This is a genomic window from Pseudanabaena sp. PCC 9330, from assembly GCF_055795045.1.
In genome coordinates, this window is record NZ_JAYFES010000115.1 from 183,335 (window position 1) to 200,011 (window position 16,677).

Here is a 16,677-nt window from a genome sequence, read left to right on the forward strand (position 1 = left end):
CTCGATTCCCAAAAGGCCAACCTGTAGGGGCGAACTGCTGTTCGCCCAGAGGTATCGGGGGTAGTCAAGCAGAATTTGGTATTACCGCAGTGCAGCAGCCTCACGAGCCGCCGCCGCCTCGTCGGGGTGAATGTTGAGACGAGTCAGATTGATGCGTCCGCGACCATCGATCTCACGCACCTTGACGATTACCTCATCGCCCACATTGACCTCATCTTCCACCTTGGCCACCCGGTAGTCAGCAAGTTGAGAGATGTGAATCATCCCCTCTTGGCCCGGCATAAACTCCACAAAGGCCCCGATAGGAATCACCCGCATGACCTTGCCGACAAACACGTCTCCGGCAGAAGGCTTAAAGACAATAGACTCAATCAGCGCCTTGGCCTGAAGCGCTTTTTCGCCTTCGATCGCCGACACAGTGACGGTGCCATCGTCGTTGATGTCAACCTTAGCCCCGGTCTGCTCAGTAATCGCCTTGATCTTCTTGCCGCCGGGGCCAATCACCATACCGATCATCTCAGGGTCAATCTTGAAGCTGATTAGTCGGGGGGCGTAGGGCGACAGTTCGGTTCTGGGAGTGTCGATAGCCGCCAGCATTTTCTCAAGAATGTGTAGGCGGGCGGGCTTGGCCTGGTTGATGGCATCAGCGATCACCGAGAGAGGCAAACCGGTGATTTTCATATCCATCTGCAAGGCGGTGATACCAGTATCAGTACCGGCCACCTTAAAATCCATATCACCCAAGAAGTCTTCAATGCCCTGAATATCAGTCAGAATGCGCACCTCGTCGCCTTCTTTGATCAAGCCCATAGCGGCACCGCTAACGGGTTTGGTGATGGGCACGCCCGCATCCATGAGCGACAGGGTAGAGCCACAAACCGACCCCATAGAGGTAGAGCCATTGGAAGACAGCACCTCAGAGACGACCCGAATCACGTAGGGAAACTCTTCTTTGGGAGGCAACACGGGCACAATGGCGCGTTCTGCCAGGGCACCATGGCCAATCTCGCGCCGACCGGGCGATCGCATAGGCCGCGTTTCACCCACTGAGTAGGGAGGGAAGTTGTAGTGGTGCAGGTAGCGCTTCTCTTCGTCGGGGTGCAGGTCATCCATCATCTGGGCATCGCCAGGGGTGCCCAGGGTGGTCACCGACATCACCTGGGTCAGACCCCGCTGAAATAGCCCCGTCCCGTGGACGCGCTTGGGCAGCAGGCCCACCCGACAGGAGATCGGCCGCACTTCGTCGAGCTTGCGGCCATCAACCCGCACATTCTCGGCGACAATCTGCTGGCGCATCATTTTTTTAGTCACCGACTTATAGGTATTGCCCAGGGCTTTGCTATTCCCTGCTACGGCCACCTTGATCGGGCTGTCATCCTCTAGACCCTCGATCGTCTCTGCCAGACCGGCCTTGATGGCATCTAGTTTTTCATCCCGTTCGGGCTTGGTGAGGCTAAACTGCTTGAGCACCTCTTGGATGTCGGCAGCAGTCTTTTCTTCAATGAAGGTGGCCAGGGTGGGGTCAGTCTCCGGCTCTTGCTCAGTGACAATCTCAATGCCTAACTCTTTGATGAGATCGAGCTGGGCTTTGATCAGATCTTGCACCACCTCGTAGCCAAAGTCGATCGCCTCGATCACGTCGGCCTCGGGCAGCTGATTGGCCCCGGCTTCCACCATGATCACACCGTCAGGAGAGCCAGCCACCACCAGATCAAGGTCGCCGTTTTCAACTTCTTTATAGGTAGGGTTGATGATAAAGTCATCACCCACCAGACCCACACGCACCGCCGCCATCGGCCCAAAGAAGGGAATCTTAGCCAACAGCACAGCGATCGAAGCCCCGGTTGCCGCCAGCACATCGGGCGGCACCTGCTCATCCATGGCCAGGGTGGTAGCAACGATTTGGATATCGTCGCGCAGCCACTGAGGAAATAGAGGCCGCATAGGACGGTCAATCAGTCGGCAAATCAGAGTAGCGCGCTCAGGGGGGCGACCCTCGCGACGCAGAAAGCCACCAGGAATACGCCCAGCCGCATACAGTCGCTCTTCGTAATCCACCAGCAGGGGTAAGAAGTCAATGCCTTGACGGCCTGCCGATCGGGTTGCGGTCACCAGAACCGCTGTTTCCCCCGACTGTACCAACACAGCTCCTCCGGCCTGGGGGGCCAACAGCCCACCCCTAAGATGAATGTCGCGACCGCCGAAGGAAATTGTTTTTTCAAATTCTTGCATGTACGACTACGTCCTTTCTCTTTTCCGTTCTTTTGTGTTACTTTGGCCTGATCCTAACACCGATGGCGACAATGGCTCCTCGCCGGGGCTACGGACGACAAAAATAGGCAAAAGACTTAAGGTTTTGGCCCCTCTGAGTATCTGCCTGGCGCTATTCAGCCTCAGGGCATCGCTATAGTCTTGGCTGAGATAGCAAGGTTTATTGGCTCACTTGTCGCCCGGCAGCTATCGGGCAGTGGGAATAGGGCGAACCACACCATCTAACTCTACACAAAGCTCACAGGCAGGGCGTTTGACCGATATATGAAGATGACGCAGAAGTAACGTTGCGAGTTATACAGCGCCCCGCCCATGCCAATCTAGAGCGCAGACCGCCAAAATCGTCACTCCGACAACCGCCAAGCCCTAGAGTGGCGGCGTTTCATGCAGGTCACGGCCGCAAGCTTGAACAAAATGGCCAGGCACGCCCTGACACCAATCGGAGATCTTAAAGGTACAATCACCACCTGCTCCGACACAAAAAAGCTCCTGGGCCTTACAGAAACATCCCCAGAACTCTCATGAAAAGAACATCCATCAGTCTGCGAATAGTACCTGATGTACTAACAGACTTTAATAAGCAAGGGTTTCTAAGGTTTCACGCAGGTAGCGGCGCACTAAATGATCTAAGGGTGCAGCATCGGCCTCAGCAGAAGGCAGTTCACCTTTCCAGCTTTTAAACCCAGAGCTACTGGCGATCGCATTTTTGAGGCTGTACCAAATGCGGGCATGGTCAGAGAGGGAAGCGGAATTTGCAGAACGAGTTACGGCCATAGCTGCCTCGGAGATCTCTCAGATAAAGACTAAATGCTGTTTTATTTCAAGCTGTATCGCTCTCAGGGTGGCGATTCAAACTGTGTCGCTCTAGAGATTAGAACTGCTCAACCAAGACTTGAGCTAGAGATACACTCTAGGAGTGTAAAAAGCCACTCATACAAGATAGCGCAATCACCCCGCTGCTATTGTGACCAAGGCAACAGTAAGCCGGATTGAGTTAAGTCTATGGCTGAGCCTATCTCTCCTAGTTCCCCTCTGGAGATCTAGCCACTCTTAGTGATAGGGTTGGCAGGGATCCGAGAGCGATCGACCGCAGTAGCTGGCTGATTGGCTGGGGGCGGCAGAGGATGATCTTCAAGAACATGATTGCCAGCAGCATAGCTAGAGCCATGATCTTCGGCAGTTGTGTCCTCGCCTAGATCGTCCATCTCAGGGTGGTGCCGGGGTAAAGGGTCCGAGCGATCGGGCTGCTGGGGTGTCGCCTCTGGCATGGTATAGACAGAGTTCTCAGGCTCTGATTCAACGTCTGCGGTAGATGTGTTTGTGGAGCCCGCTGCAATAGTCAGTTCAGGCTCCTCTAAGACAACGGGCAGCGATGTCATCGGCTCAGGATAGGAACCGGGAGGGGCCGTAAGAGCTTCGCCTAGATCTGGCGCTTCATCGTCGGCTTTGACTGAGGTGTCGACATGTTCTAAATTGGCCGCTGGCACTGGGCGAGGCTCAGTCATAGCCCGATTGCCTCTGGCCTCAACTGGGTTATCGGTCTCGACCAGGATTATTGATTCATCGGTACGGCTAAGTTCTTTCTGTACCGAAGGATGGCTCTGCCGGTCGGCTACAGGGTGAACAATAATCGGCAGAATCTTACCCACAGGCAACCCCAGCCAGCTAAAGTCAGCGGCAACTCGATCGACGGGGTAGGGCACAACGCCCTGGAAACGGCGATCTGGGGTGGCTAGTACTTGCAAGATCGCCACCGGCACCTGGAGAAATAGGTTGGCCATCAAAAAACTCAGGGCTGCGATCGCCACTCCGCCAAGCCGACCCCAGTCGCCAAAGGGTGTCACATCTCGCGCTAAAAACGCCAGGGGATAGAGCATTACCAGTGCCCATACCAACGGAATCGGCATCAGCAAAGCCCCCAGCCGCACCCGCCAGCGGCGGAATTGCGTAAGCAGGCGACGCTGATCATCGTGTAGAACCCTAGGGCGCAGGGCTAACCCCGGCAGACTAAAAATGTAGAAAGGACGCCACAGCTGCATGACCAGCACCGGTAGCGCCCCGAGGGCAACAATCAAGCCCAGTTCTAGCCTTGGCAGAGTAGGATTACCCACCGCCAGCCCCAGCAGGCACAGGTCGATCCACAAGGGTACGGTAGCCAATCCGGCTAGATGTACCCACAGATATGGATCGCAACGCCAGGGTTTCATAGTTGACTCCGTTGCTTTTTACATAGCGGCCCCGACAGGAGTTTCCTCCCGGGCGGGGCTACCGCCAAGCACTGTCCTAGGCCATGGCCAGGGTACGACGCTTGGTGATCATCTTGAAGGCGTCGATGATGTCGCCCTCTTTCCAGTCGCTGAAGTTGTCGATACCGATGCCGCACTCGAACCCAGAGGCGACATCTTTGGCATCTTCTTTCATGCGCTTGAGCGAGTCGAGCTTGCCGGTGTAGACCACCTCGCCCCCGCGCACGACGCGCAGGTTGCAGTTGCGAGTCACCTTGCCCGAGAGCACGTAACAGCCAGCCACAGCCCCCTTGCGCACGGGGAACACGGCCCGTACTTCCACCTGACCCAAGGACTCTTCCACCATTTCGGGGTCGAGCAGGCCTTCCATAGCCCCCTGGATGTCGTCGAGGAGATTGTAGATGACCTCGTAGTCGCGCACGTCAACGCCTTGACGATCGGCAGACTGCCGCGCCCCCGGTGCCAGGGTAGTGTTGAAGCCGATAATCACCGCTCCGCTGGCAGCGGCTAGGTCAACGTCGGTTTCGCTGATTTCGCCCGGCGCAGCTAAGAGTACGCGAATCTGCACCTCGTGCTGAGGCAACTGCTGAAGCGCCGCCAAAATAGCCTCGATCGAACCCTGCACGTCGGCCTTAAGCAGCAGGTTGAGATCCTTAAGATCGCCCTCCTGTACCTGGGCAGAGATGGTATTCAGGGTTACCCGGCGAGAGGCCATCGACTGCTGTAGTCGTGACTGCCGCTGGTCGAGCATGCGCCTGTCAGCCACGGCCCGAGCGGTTTTTTCGTCGGGGTAGACCTCAAACTCATCACCGGCAGCAGGTACGTCGTTGAGACCCAATACCTCGACTGCAAAGGATGGACCAGCTACCTGAACGCGCTTAAGGCGATCGTCAAGCATGGCCTTGACCTTGCCCAAAATCGGGCCAGCCACCAAAGAGTCACCTACCCGCAGGGTGCCATTTTGGATAAGCAGCGTGGCGACTGGGCCGCGAGCCTTATCAAGGTTGGCCTCGATCACGGTGCCTCGAGCTAGGCGATCGGGGTTGGCCTGAAGATCGGCCACCTCAGCTACCAGCACGATCATCTCTAGCAGGCTGTCGAGGTTATCGCCAGACAGAGCGCTCACCGGCACCATAATGGTGTCGCCGCCCCACTCTTCGGGCACTAGACCGTGCTCCATCAGCTCTTGCTTGACGCGATCGGGGTTAGCGGTCTCTTTGTCGACCTTGTTGATAGCCACAATCAGAGGCACTTCGGCTGCCTTGGCGTGGCTGATGGCCTCAATGGTCTGAGGCCGCACCCCGTCGTCTGCCGCCACCACCAGAATGGCAATGTCGGTGACGCGAGTACCCCGCGCCCGCATGGCGGTAAACGCCTCGTGGCCAGGAGTGTCGAGGAAGACGATCTGGTGGGAGACGCCATCGTGCTCGACGTCGACGTGGTAAGCGCCAATGTGCTGAGTAATACCTCCAGCCTCGCCCTGGGCTACCTTGGTCTTGCGGATGGAGTCAAGCAGGGTAGTTTTACCGTGGTCGACGTGGCCCATGATGGTGACCACCGGAGGCCGACGTTGAAGGCTATCGAGATCACCCGCGTCGAGCATTTCAGTGACCTTCTTGGCCTCTGACTCGACTTCGCTCGTCTCTACCATCACCTCAAACTCTTCGGCCACCATTTTGGCGGTTTCAATATCGAGGGTCTGGTTAATGTTGGCGGCAATGCCCTTAAAGAACAGAGACTTGATCAGCTCGGTTTCGGGCACCAAAATCTGTTCGGCTAGCTCATGTACCGTCAACCCTTCGGAGAGCACGATAAACTCGGGCCGCTCCTGGGTGGGCTGGGCCTCACCGCGGCGACCACGACGAGAGCGTCCGCCACCGCCGCTGCTGTCACGATGCTGCGGCTTATGGCTCTTGACCGTAGGCGACGAAGGCTTGCCACCACCAGCGCTCTTGGGCTTAGGCGGTCGGGCAAGGGAAACACTCAGATTTTGAACGTCAGTGGCCTGCTCCTCACCTTCGTCTAGGTCATCTCCCAGCACATCCAGATCTTCATCGTCTTCGCCCAGCACACCCTGGCCTCGGCGCTTGGTCTTGCCGACCTTGCTGGCCTTCTCGCGCATTTTCTGGTCGTCGTCTTCGTCTTCTCGCTCGTCGCGCTTGTGACGCGGAGGCGAAGGCCGACGCGGATGAGAATCATCTGGGCCAACGCCCCCCAACACAGAAATCGAGTCGTTGGCGGCAGGAGTGGCCGCACGGGCTGCGGTTTCAGCCCTGACGGTTTCGGCATCAGCGTTGGGTCGGCGCAGCTTGGGCTTGGGCTTGAGCCGAGTAACCTCTTCGTCGTCGTCAATTTCGCGGATAGGAATGGTTGGCCTAGGTGCACTGCCATCGATCGCACGGCCATCGGTGGCGCGATCGTCTCGCAGGCGACCCTCAGGTCGGCGAATTACTGGCCGGGGAGGGCGCGGAGCATCGACCGCAGCTTGAGCGCGATCGCTGTTGTCCTCAGGGGCAGAGCGAGACACTGGCCCAACTCGCTCGGGGCGGGGCTTAACGGATGCGACTGTAGGACGCTCTGGGGGTGCCAGCGTAACAGGGGTTGGATCTTCAGTTTGACTCAGAGCTACGGGCGGCTTGGGCTGGTCACTGACCTGTTCACCCTGGGGGGTGAAACCAGGACGGCTAGGGGGTTGAGACAGACTATCGCCACCTGGGCGCACAGGCTTGCTCTGAGTGGGAGGGGCGGCTGGACTGGGGGCCACTGCCTCTGGAGTCGTATCTGCTTTGGGGGTCACCCGGTGGCGGCGAATTTCTAAGATCTGCTGCTTGCGCTCGGGCCGGGGTGGGCCACTCTTAGCCGGAGCAGGTGGGCGAGGCCGTTCTGGTCGATTGGCGCCGCCGCCGCTAGTGCGAGACTGACGGGCCGCCGTCCGAATTTGGTCGGCTTCTGACTCAGCGATGGTGCTGCTGTGACTCTTCACGGCGATGTCTAAGCGACTTGCGATCGCCAAGATGTCCTTGTTATCCAAATCCAATTCCTTCGATAACTCGTATATTCTCACTTTGCCGTTCATCCACAACTCCCTACGCTAGTCAAGCTTGTGTTACATACCAACCTGCTTCGTCCAACAAAACGACATCAAACCATTCTGACGGATTAGACGTTAGTCCTAACATGGCATTGTAAACCAACACCATGGGTACATGGGGTGGTCAGCAAGTTTACCGACAGCTAGGCTATCGGCCAATACCCTTACTATGAGTGTAATCAGTTGCCTCCCCAATGAACAGAATCTCAGAGGGAGACACCTTTAAAGCAATTCATTTGCAAAAATTTTTGGTTGAAGTCCTCATACCAGTCAAATTCGGGTCTAAAGGCAGAATTTTGCCCACAGAAACTTTGCCAAACCCCAGCCAGGCGTGAAATATTGCTAATTTTCTTAAGGATTGGGCGAATTTGTGCTGCTGACAATCCATGCTCAGGTTCACCCGTTACGGCTTGCCCAGCAAGCCCTACCCTAAATTAGTCATCCCCTTTAGAGGACGATTTAACGGTAGAAGCCTCCGGCAGCGGCTGATGGGCCAATGGCTAGGGGAGTAGCTCCACGCCTAGGCGCTGCCACAGCTGCTGAAAGATCGGCTCTGGCACTTGCACCTTGAGGGATCGGCCCAGGCGGTTTTTCTTTTGGGCCTGGCGGAGGCAGTCGGCCTGGGGGCAGAGGTAGGCCGATCGGCCTGCCCCTACATCGATCGTTACCCTGCGGTCTGGATAGACCCTCACTACCCGCCAAAACTCAGCCTTGGGTGCCACTCGTCGACAGCTCACACAGCGCCGGTCGTTCTGTGCCATGGCACCTTTACTCTTCTTCGAGAGTCGAACTGTTCTCAGGCTCCTCTGCCTCTACAGGCTCCTCCTCAACGCTGGCGGCTTCAGCTACGGGCTCAGGCAACGCGTCTACCGCTTCTGACTCCAGGGTGGCTTCTGGCAGCACAACGCTCTCGGCGGGCAATTCCTCGACCTCTAGACCTGCTGCTTTGGCTTCAGCAGCGGCTCGCTCGGCAGCGGCCTTAGCTCGCCACTCTGCTGCCTCTGCTTCTTCAGCGGCAAGTTCGGCGGCTTCGCGGGCAGCGGCTTCGCGGGCGGCGGCCAATTCAGCAATTTTGCGGTCTTCTTCTTCGTAGTCGTACTTGCCGGAGTCTTTGATGTCGATCTTCCAGCCCGTGAGGCGAGCACCTAGGCGCACATTTTGGCCCTCTTTACCGATCGCCAGACTGAGCTGATCTTCGGGCACCAGCACGTGGGCCTGGCGGTCGTCGGGGTTGACGAGGCGCACCTCGTCAACCCGAGCCGGGCTGAGGGCGTTGGAGATGTAGGTGGCCGGGTCGGGCGACCAGCGGATGACGTCAATTTTTTCGCCCCGCAGCTCGTTGACGACTACCTGAATGCGTGACCCCCGGGCACCGATGCAGGCCCCGACAGGATCCACATCGCGCTCTAGGGTGTCGACAGCAATTTTGGTCCGAGGGCCAACAGATCGAGAGGGCGGGTTAGCCTCTCGAGCCACGGCCACAATACGGACGATTTCGTCTTCAATCTCTGGCACTTCGTTGGTGAAAAGCTCGACCACGAGCGCGGCATCGGCCCGCGATACCAAGAGCTGCGGGCCACGGTGCGAGCCCTCGGAGACTTTTTTAAGGGCCACACGGAAGGTGGCATTGGCGCGGTAGTTGTCGTTGGGCAGCTGATCGCGTTTGAGCAGCTCAGCTTCAACCTCGGGCTGGCCGACACCGCTGCTGACGGCCATGATCACCGACTGCCGCTCAAACCGCAGCACCCGTGCCGAGAGAATGGAGCCTTCCAAATCTTGGAACTCTTCTTGGACGAGCTTGCGCTGCTGGTCGCGCAGCTTTTGAGCTAGCACCTGTTTGGTCTGAATTGCCGCCATGCGGCCAAAATCGCCCTGATCAGGGGTAACGTCGAGCACTACGGTGTCGCCCGCCTGGGCCTCGGGGGCGACTTCACGCACCTCGGCTAGGGCGATCTCGTGGTCTTGGCTGGTGACTTCTTCGACAATGGTTTTGGTAGCCAGAACACGAAAGCCCTGGTCGTCGTAGTCTTCGACGTCGAGTTCGATATCGAAGTTGTCAAAGTATTCTTCGTCGAAGTGGGTGTCGATCTCACGGGTACGGCGGTAGCGCTCATAGCCCTTGAGCAGCGCTTCTCGCAGGGCATTTTCTACGGCGTGCTTGGGCAGGTTGCGCTCGTGGCTAATGACATCAATCATTTCCTGCAATTTTGGCAGACTAACTAGCGACATAATCACTCACCTCTAGGGGCTAAATCTCAATCAATGGAAGGGTTTTAGATGCAGGGTTACTCAGTCAGGACTCTGGTCACTGAGCTGCACCATGGTTATCAATTCGCGGGGGATAGGGATGGTCTTACCTTTTTGGCTCAGCACCACAGTGGTCTCGTCTCGCCGGACTAGCTGGCCAACCCAGCACCGTTTGTCTTTGTGAGCAGCCGATAGATTGACCTCTACCATGAACCCTTTGAACACGACAAAATCGCGATCGGTCTCTAGGGCCGGTGAGACGCCGGGGCTAGAGACTTCTAGCACATAGGCGTCGGGAATGATGTCGGTGGTGTCGAGAACGGCTTCGAGGGCCTGGCTCATTTTTTCGCAGTCGCTGAGGCCGGTGTCTTCGTTCTCCAGGCTGCGCACGCAAATGCGCAGCACGGGGGGCGACTGGTTGGTCTGAAAAACGGCTTCGACAACTTCTAGCCCCAGTTCTTCGGCAACGGGGGCCGCCAGATCAAGCACCTGGGGAATCAGGGGATGTACCATCTAACGTCTGAACTAATTGCGTCTAAAATAATGCCAATAAAAAAGTGGGCCTCGGCCCACCTCCCAAAACATTTCTGCTATAGGACCCCAAGCCCGAAGGCCTAGGTAGCTCTATAGTAGCGAATTGTGGCCGCAATGAAGCGTTCATGGTTAAGACTGGGGCGATCGCAAGGTTGGCGATCGCCCTAAGTTGGCCCCCTTGACCCTAACCATCTTGAGGGCAAAGAAGTTTTAGCGCTTCCCTGCGTTCTACCCTAGATTTGACAAGTTACATGCTGCTGCCAGCTCAGAAGGGTGCTCCGATCGCCTCTGCTGGCCGACTCTGCCGAGTTCGAATCTCGAGGTATATCAGCAGGGCATTAATATCGGCAGGGTTGACACCGCCAATGCGGGAGGCCTGACCAACGGTCAGGGGTTTGATTTGACTGAGCTTTTCGCGGGCCTCTTTGGAGAGGGTGTCGATCGCCGCATAGTCGAGTGATTCAGACAACGGGCGATTGGCGTTTCTCGCCACCTGATCGATCTGATTTTGCTGTCGCTGAATGTAGCCTGAGTATTTAATGTCGATCTCGGCCCCCTCCCGCTCTTGACGATGAAGAGCAGGATTGCCCAGACTGTAGCGATCGAGATCGGCATAGTGAAAGCCGGGGCGACGCAGCAGGTCGGCCAGGGTAATCGAACCCTTGATGCGCTGGTCGGTGTCGGCGGCGATGCGCTGACCCAGGTCATCGTGCTCTTTGACCCGGGTGGCCTGCAGGCGATCTTTTTCGGCGGCGATGTTAGTGTATTTTTGGGTAAAAAGCTCCCAGCGGCGATCGTCGATCAGCCCAATGTCTCGACCCAGGGGCGTCAGACGCTGGTCAGCATTATCTGATCGCAGCAGCAGCCGGTACTCTGAGCGAGACGTCAGCATCCGGTAAGGCTCGCGCAAATCCTTTGTACAGAGGTCATCCAACAGGGTACCGATGTAGCTGTGTTCGCGAGGCAGCACTAGCATCTCCTGCCCGCGCACCAGTCGGGCCGCATTTACCCCCGCCACCAAGCCTTGGGCCGCTGCTTCTTCATAGCCAGTGGTGCCATTCACCTGTCCAGCGCAAAATAGCCCCTGTACCCGCTTGGTCATCATCGTGGGGTAGCACTGGGTAGCAGGCAAGTAGTCGTACTCCACAGCATAAGCGGGACGCAGCATAGCGCAGTGTTCTAACCCCGGCAGAGTGCGCAGCATGGTCAGTTGTAGCTGCTCGGGCAACCCGGTAGAAAAGCCCTGTACGTAGATTTCAGGAATGTCACGTCCCTCGGGTTCGAGGAAAATCTGGTGGCTCTCTTTGTCGGCGAAACGGACGATTTTGTCTTCGATGCTGGGGCAGTAGCGGGGGCCTTTGGAGTCGACCCAGCCGCCGTAAATGGGCGACAGGTGAAGGTTGTCGCGAATCAGCTGGTGGGTGGCGGCGGTGGTGCGGGTGAGGTGGCAGGGCATCTGCTCGCGCTCGACCCACACCTCAGGGTCAAAGCTAAACCAGCGCACGTCGTCATCGCCGGGCTGGGGTTCGAGCACATCGAAATTGATCGAGCGGCGATCGACCCTGGCTGGGGTACCGGTTTTGAGGCGTCCAGTTTCAAAACCGAGGCGGTTGAGGGTATCGGTTAAGCCCGTGGCGGCAAACTCTCCAGCGCGCCCGGCGGCCATAGATTTATCGCCAATCCAGATCGTACCGCCCAGAAAGGTGCCCGTGGTAAGAATCACCGCCTTGCATTTGAACGCCACGCCAAAATAGGTCTCGACCCCCACCACCTCGTCGTTGGGGCCGAGCACTAAGTCGGTCACCATGCCCTCGCGAATCACCAGGTTTTCCTGGGTTTCGACGATAGCTTTCATCACGGCGGCGTATTCGCGCTTGTCGGTTTGTGCCCGCAGTGCCCAGACGGCGGGGCCGCGAGAGCTGTTGAGCACTCGCTTTTGCAGGTAAGTGCGATCGGCAATTTTGCCAATTTCGCCCCCTAGGGCATCGACTTCGTGGGTGAGCTGGGATTTTGCGGGGCCACCCACGGCGGGGTTGCAGGGCTGCCAGGCAATTTTGTCGAGATTGAGGGTAATCATCAGGGTGCGACAGCCTAGTCGCGCTGAGGCTAGGGCTGCCTCGCAGCCGGAGTGGCCCGCCCCCACAACGACCACATCGTACTCATCTAAAAACTCTACCAAAGCGCTCATGCGGGCTGTGACTCAATAGGTGACGCAATCATGGCCAGATGTGATCAATCTTAGCGGGTCGGTGGGTTCGGCATCGCTGTCTTAGCCTCATAGCAGGCTTAACCCAAGACTTTGCCTTGGTCTACCCCTAATACCGAATCCGAATTCCATAACCCCCGATTTCTAACCGGAAACCGGTAGTGGCAAACCGCTGTTCGCCCTGCCGAATCGGGGATAGATAAGCAGGACTTAGTATAGCTCCCGCAGTTTGGTAGCCAGCTTTTCGCTCCGCTGGCGCTTTGCTGTCGCCGACTCCGCTGCCAGTGCTGATTCTTCAGAAGTGCTGTCAAGCCGCTATGCTCAGCTGCCTGACAGGACAGTCTTGAGCTGATGTGCCAGCTCATCCACTTCAGATTCTAGCGTCAGGTAGTGGGTACATGCGCGCACGCAGTTAGGTGCTTGCAGGGTGCGCAGATAAACGCCCTGGCCCTCTAGGGTATCCACCAGTCGCTTGTGCCAGATGGGGGAAGGCTCTCCCTGTTCTAGCACCCAAAATGAAACTAGGCCTGAGTCGGGCGGGGTCTGCCGAACAGTGCGAATCTGGGGTATGTCCTGAAGGTGGTTCCACAGGCGCTGGCTGAGTTCTATGAGGCGGTGGTAGCGTTGGGCAGGTGTGCCCCAGTGGTTTTGGTGGGCGATCGCACTTCTTAACCCCGCCAGCAGCGCATAGTTCGATGTAGCTACCTCAAACCGCTGTCCGTTGGGCTTCCAGCCCGTTGGGTTGGCTTCGGCATCTACCGTAATGCTCCGCCAGCCGATCGCGGTAGGCGCAATCTGATCTATTGCCTCTGGACGAGTATAAAGCCCCCCCAGGCCCGCTGGGCCGCACCACCACTTGTGGCCGGTAAACGCATAGAAGTCTACCCCTGAGGCGGGCAGATCTAGCGGTAGCGAGCCGACAGATTGGGCGGCGTCTACCAGCACCAGCACCGCCTGGCCGTGACAAACCGCCACAATGCTCTCTAGCGGCAGCACCTGCCCTGTATTCCAAAAAATATGGCTGATCACCAGCAGTCGGGTGCTGGGTTGCAGGTAATCGGCCACTACTGCCGCTGGGTCGCCACCGTTGACGGTCTCAAGCAATGGGCAAAAGCTATGGGTGACGCCAAACCGGTGACAAATTTCCTGCACCGTAGCGACAATACCGGGATGCTCGCAGTCAGATAGCAAGATATGATCCCCAGGTTGCCAGGCGATACCCCAGAGAGGAATGTTGCAGCCCACAGTGACATTTTCGGTAAGGCTAATGGTGTCAGCGGTGGTGCCCAGTTCGGCGGCGATCGCAGCGCGGGTTTGGGCCATCTCGGCTGTCACCCACTGGTTGGCCGCCCCAGAAAACGGCCCCAGCTGCTGCATCTGCTGGTGAGCCTGAAAGACGGCCTCTAGGGTAGTCTGGGCCATCGGCCCTTGGCCACCGTAGTTAAAGTACTGCTTGCCCACCAGAGCTGGAAACTGCTGACGATGGGCGATGAGGCGATCGATCGCCACAGAGGAATGGGTCATGCTTAAACAGAGACAATAAAAACTGTCTCAACCCTATACCGTCTCGACCCCATACCGTCTTGCCTTCACACCGTCTCGACCCTAGCCAACGCCGGGGGCAACTGGCCATCTCCGCCCAAGCCCCGGCTCTCGGCTCCCCAGGAAACGCTGATAGGGTATAACATGCATAGGTAAGTACTACAGCTTAGCGTGACAGCAGTTACGCCTTTCCCCAGAGCGTTCTTAGCTAGATCTAGCCATGCCCTGCATGTTGGTTCAACCCAAGACAGAGACTAGGCAGAAGCGGGCATCATCGCTGCCGGTGGCCAGTGCATCTGATATCGATGGCCAACCGTTAATGCTGAGTTGTCACCAAGCTGTTTTGGGTACCTCTTTTTGCCCTTGTTCTGTCACTCGCTTTGTCTGCTAGTCACCCTTTGCCGCCAAGTTCACGTTCAGGGGGTGGCCCGCTCAGCCCCCTGACTCCTTCGGCTGAGTCGGCAGCCCTCCCCCATTCTCCCCTGAGCTGGCTGACCGACGAAGTGTTGTTTCACTACCAGCGCTGTGGTCGCCGGGCGTTTTTAGACCTGTATAGCGATCGCACCCATCGCGACCCACCCTCAGACTACCTACTCAAGCTCAGACAAGACAGCATTCTGCACCGGGAGCAGGTATTTGACGACTACTACCCCCTCCATCGCCCCGAGTTTGACCCCGGAGACTGGGCGGCAGGAGCCAAAGCCACCCTTGAGCTGATGGCCGATGGCGTAGAAGCGATTCAGCAGGGGGTGTTGCTAGCCGACTCCACGGTCGCCGGGGTGAAGCTGGTCAGCCAGCCTGATCTTTTAGTCAGGCAGCCCGGCTGGTCCTGCTGGGGTGACTGGATTTACCTTCCTGTCGATATCAAGCTGGGCAAAAAGCCCAAACTCGACTATCAGGTGGTAGCCGCCTACCACGCCTACGTACTGTCGCGGGTGCAGGGGGTTTGGCCCGAGGCCAGCTATTTAGCTCTGCGCGGTGGCCAAATGTACGCCATCGATCTGGCTCGCCTAGTGCCCAAGCTACAAACCGTGATCAGCGACTGCCTGATCGATCTGCGCCGCCCCAGCACCCCAGAGCTGTTTATCTCGCACAGTCGCTGTGACCTATGCCACTGGTTTAACCACTGCTACAGCGAAGCCAAAGCAACCCGCCACCTCTCGCTGCTGCCAGGGGTCACCCCAGCCCGATACGAATTTCTAAAGCAGCAGCATCTGACCACCGTGGCCGCCCTAGCCCAGGCCAGCCCTGCCCATCTGGCACCGCTGCCGGGGTTTGGCGAACAGGTAGCCGAAAAACTAGTGCACCAGGCTCAGGCGCTCCTCGACAACCGGGCCATTCCCCGCAGTGCGCCCCATTCTCCCCATGGCTTTCCGCTATGGCCCGAAGATCTGCCTGAGGGCGAAGTTGAGCTGTACTTCGACATCGAAGCGGCTCCCGATCAAAACCTGATCTACCTCCACGGCGTGCTGGTGGTAAACAACCGCACCGGCGAAACCAATTTTCACGCTCTGCTGGCCGAAAGCCACCGCCAAGAGCGGGCCGCATGGAATGACTTCCTTGACTTGGTGCATACCTATCCCTACGCGCCGGTCTATCACTTCTGCCCCTACGAGGCCCAGACAGTACGCAAGCTAGGGCAGACCTACGGCACTCCCTACCGTCAGATCGAAGCCCTGCTCGATCGCTTCTTTGACGTGCATAAGTGCATCACCGACGGCGTGACGCTGCCCATCGAGAGCTATGCGCTTAAGCATATTGCCCGCTGGATGGGCTTTGACTGGCGCGACGAAGGGGCCAATGGTGCTCAGTCGATCTGCTGGTACAACGCCTGGGCCGAAACCGGCGATCGCGCTTACCTAGAATCTATTCTGCGCTACAACGAAGACGACTGCCGAGCCACATACCACGTCAAAGACTGGCTGGTAAAGTTTGCCCAACCCTACTGGGAAACCCTCTATCAGACCACCGGCTAAGGCAGACCTGGCTAGAAGCCTACTGGGCAACAGTGCTGTAGGCTCCTAAGATCTGGGCCACACCTGGCACCGCGTCGGCCACATCGCCCTTGACCGACTGCCGCAGCTTGCTGTAAGACGATTTCACCAGGCCGTTGCTGGTGTTGGCAATACGGCGATCGGTGGTGCCTAAGATGACATCGGCTGCTTGTGCCTGGTTTTGGCTCAGGTAGGCCACCGGATCACCAGCCTGCACCCCCACCGCCCACATCGGGTCAAGGGCCGTCACAACCTCGGGCAAAATTCGCCCAATAGCACCAGGTACATAGCTGGCATCAATGCCTTTGACCACACTGTAGGCAGCTTTAAGCGCCATGCCCCCCAGTCCACCTTTAGCCGCAACCTGGCGATCGATCAGTTGGGCGCAGTCAGTTATCATCTGGGCCTTAACGGCCTGGTCATTCAAAATATCGCTCAATGCCATAGCAGTATTAATCTATAACGGCGGTTAAGTCTAGCTCAGTGTTTCATATCGATTAGGCCAACGAGTCTGTTCTGAGAAAAATTCCCAATTGCTTAACGGGC

The 16,677-nt window shown here is 57.6% G+C and carries 11 protein-coding genes; 1 reads left to right on the top strand and 10 read right to left on the bottom strand.

What is annotated here, in order from left to right; translation table 11 throughout:
• Positions 1-81 precede the first annotated feature (81 nt).
• The 9 genes from AC0QKW_RS18185 to AC0QKW_RS18225 form a co-directional block, all read right to left on the bottom strand.
• Entirely contained in the window at positions 82-2,232 is a 2,151-nt protein-coding gene (locus AC0QKW_RS18185) for a polyribonucleotide nucleotidyltransferase (RefSeq protein WP_473152502.1), read from the bottom strand.
• 612 nt (positions 2,233-2,844) lie between these two features.
• A complete protein-coding gene (locus tag AC0QKW_RS18190; protein ID WP_473152503.1) occupies positions 2,845-3,045 on the bottom strand; it encodes a hypothetical protein in 201 nt (66 codons plus the stop codon).
• Positions 3,046-3,311: 266 nt separating this feature from the next.
• Positions 3,312-4,478: a low-complexity tail membrane protein gene (locus tag AC0QKW_RS18195; protein ID WP_473152504.1), complete on the bottom strand. Its 1,167-nt coding sequence runs from the start codon at positions 4,476-4,478 to the stop codon at positions 3,312-3,314.
• A gap of 76 nt (positions 4,479-4,554) precedes the next feature.
• Positions 4,555-7,593 (bottom strand): translation initiation factor IF-2, encoded by a 3,039-nt coding sequence (infB, locus tag AC0QKW_RS18200; protein ID WP_473152505.1) that lies wholly within the window; start codon positions 7,591-7,593, stop codon positions 4,555-4,557.
• A 515-nt stretch (positions 7,594-8,108) separates the two neighbouring features.
• On the bottom strand, positions 8,109-8,369 hold the full coding sequence (locus AC0QKW_RS18205) for a YlxR family protein (RefSeq protein WP_473152506.1): 261 nt from the start codon (positions 8,367-8,369) through the stop codon (positions 8,109-8,111).
• A gap of 7 nt (positions 8,370-8,376) precedes the next feature.
• Entirely contained in the window at positions 8,377-9,837 is a 1,461-nt protein-coding gene (gene nusA, locus AC0QKW_RS18210; RefSeq protein ID WP_473152507.1) for a transcription termination factor NusA, read from the bottom strand.
• A gap of 60 nt (positions 9,838-9,897) precedes the next feature.
• Positions 9,898-10,368, bottom strand: coding sequence for a ribosome maturation factor RimP (gene rimP / locus AC0QKW_RS18215; protein ID WP_473152508.1), 471 nt, complete (start codon positions 10,366-10,368; stop codon positions 9,898-9,900).
• 286 nt (positions 10,369-10,654) lie between these two features.
• Positions 10,655-12,577 (bottom strand): tRNA uridine-5-carboxymethylaminomethyl(34) synthesis enzyme MnmG, encoded by a 1,923-nt coding sequence (mnmG, locus tag AC0QKW_RS18220; RefSeq protein ID WP_473152509.1) that lies wholly within the window; start codon positions 12,575-12,577, stop codon positions 10,655-10,657.
• Between the two features lie 339 nt (positions 12,578-12,916).
• The gene (locus AC0QKW_RS18225) at positions 12,917-14,119 is read right to left on the bottom strand and encodes an aminotransferase class V-fold PLP-dependent enzyme (protein ID WP_473152510.1); all 1,203 of its coding nucleotides are present in this window, start codon (positions 14,117-14,119) and stop codon (positions 12,917-12,919) included.
• A 416-nt stretch (positions 14,120-14,535) separates the two neighbouring features.
• Between AC0QKW_RS18225 and AC0QKW_RS18230 the strand changes: the two genes are divergently transcribed.
• On the top strand, positions 14,536-16,113 hold the full coding sequence (locus AC0QKW_RS18230; protein ID WP_473152511.1) for a TM0106 family RecB-like putative nuclease: 1,578 nt from the start codon (positions 14,536-14,538) through the stop codon (positions 16,111-16,113).
• 19 nt (positions 16,114-16,132) lie between these two features.
• On the opposite strand, the gene AC0QKW_RS18235 is transcribed toward AC0QKW_RS18230, so the two are convergent.
• Complete coding sequence (locus AC0QKW_RS18235) at positions 16,133-16,576, bottom strand: DUF6918 family protein (protein WP_473152512.1); 444 nt, start codon at positions 16,574-16,576, stop codon at positions 16,133-16,135.
• Positions 16,577-16,677 lie beyond the last annotated feature (101 nt).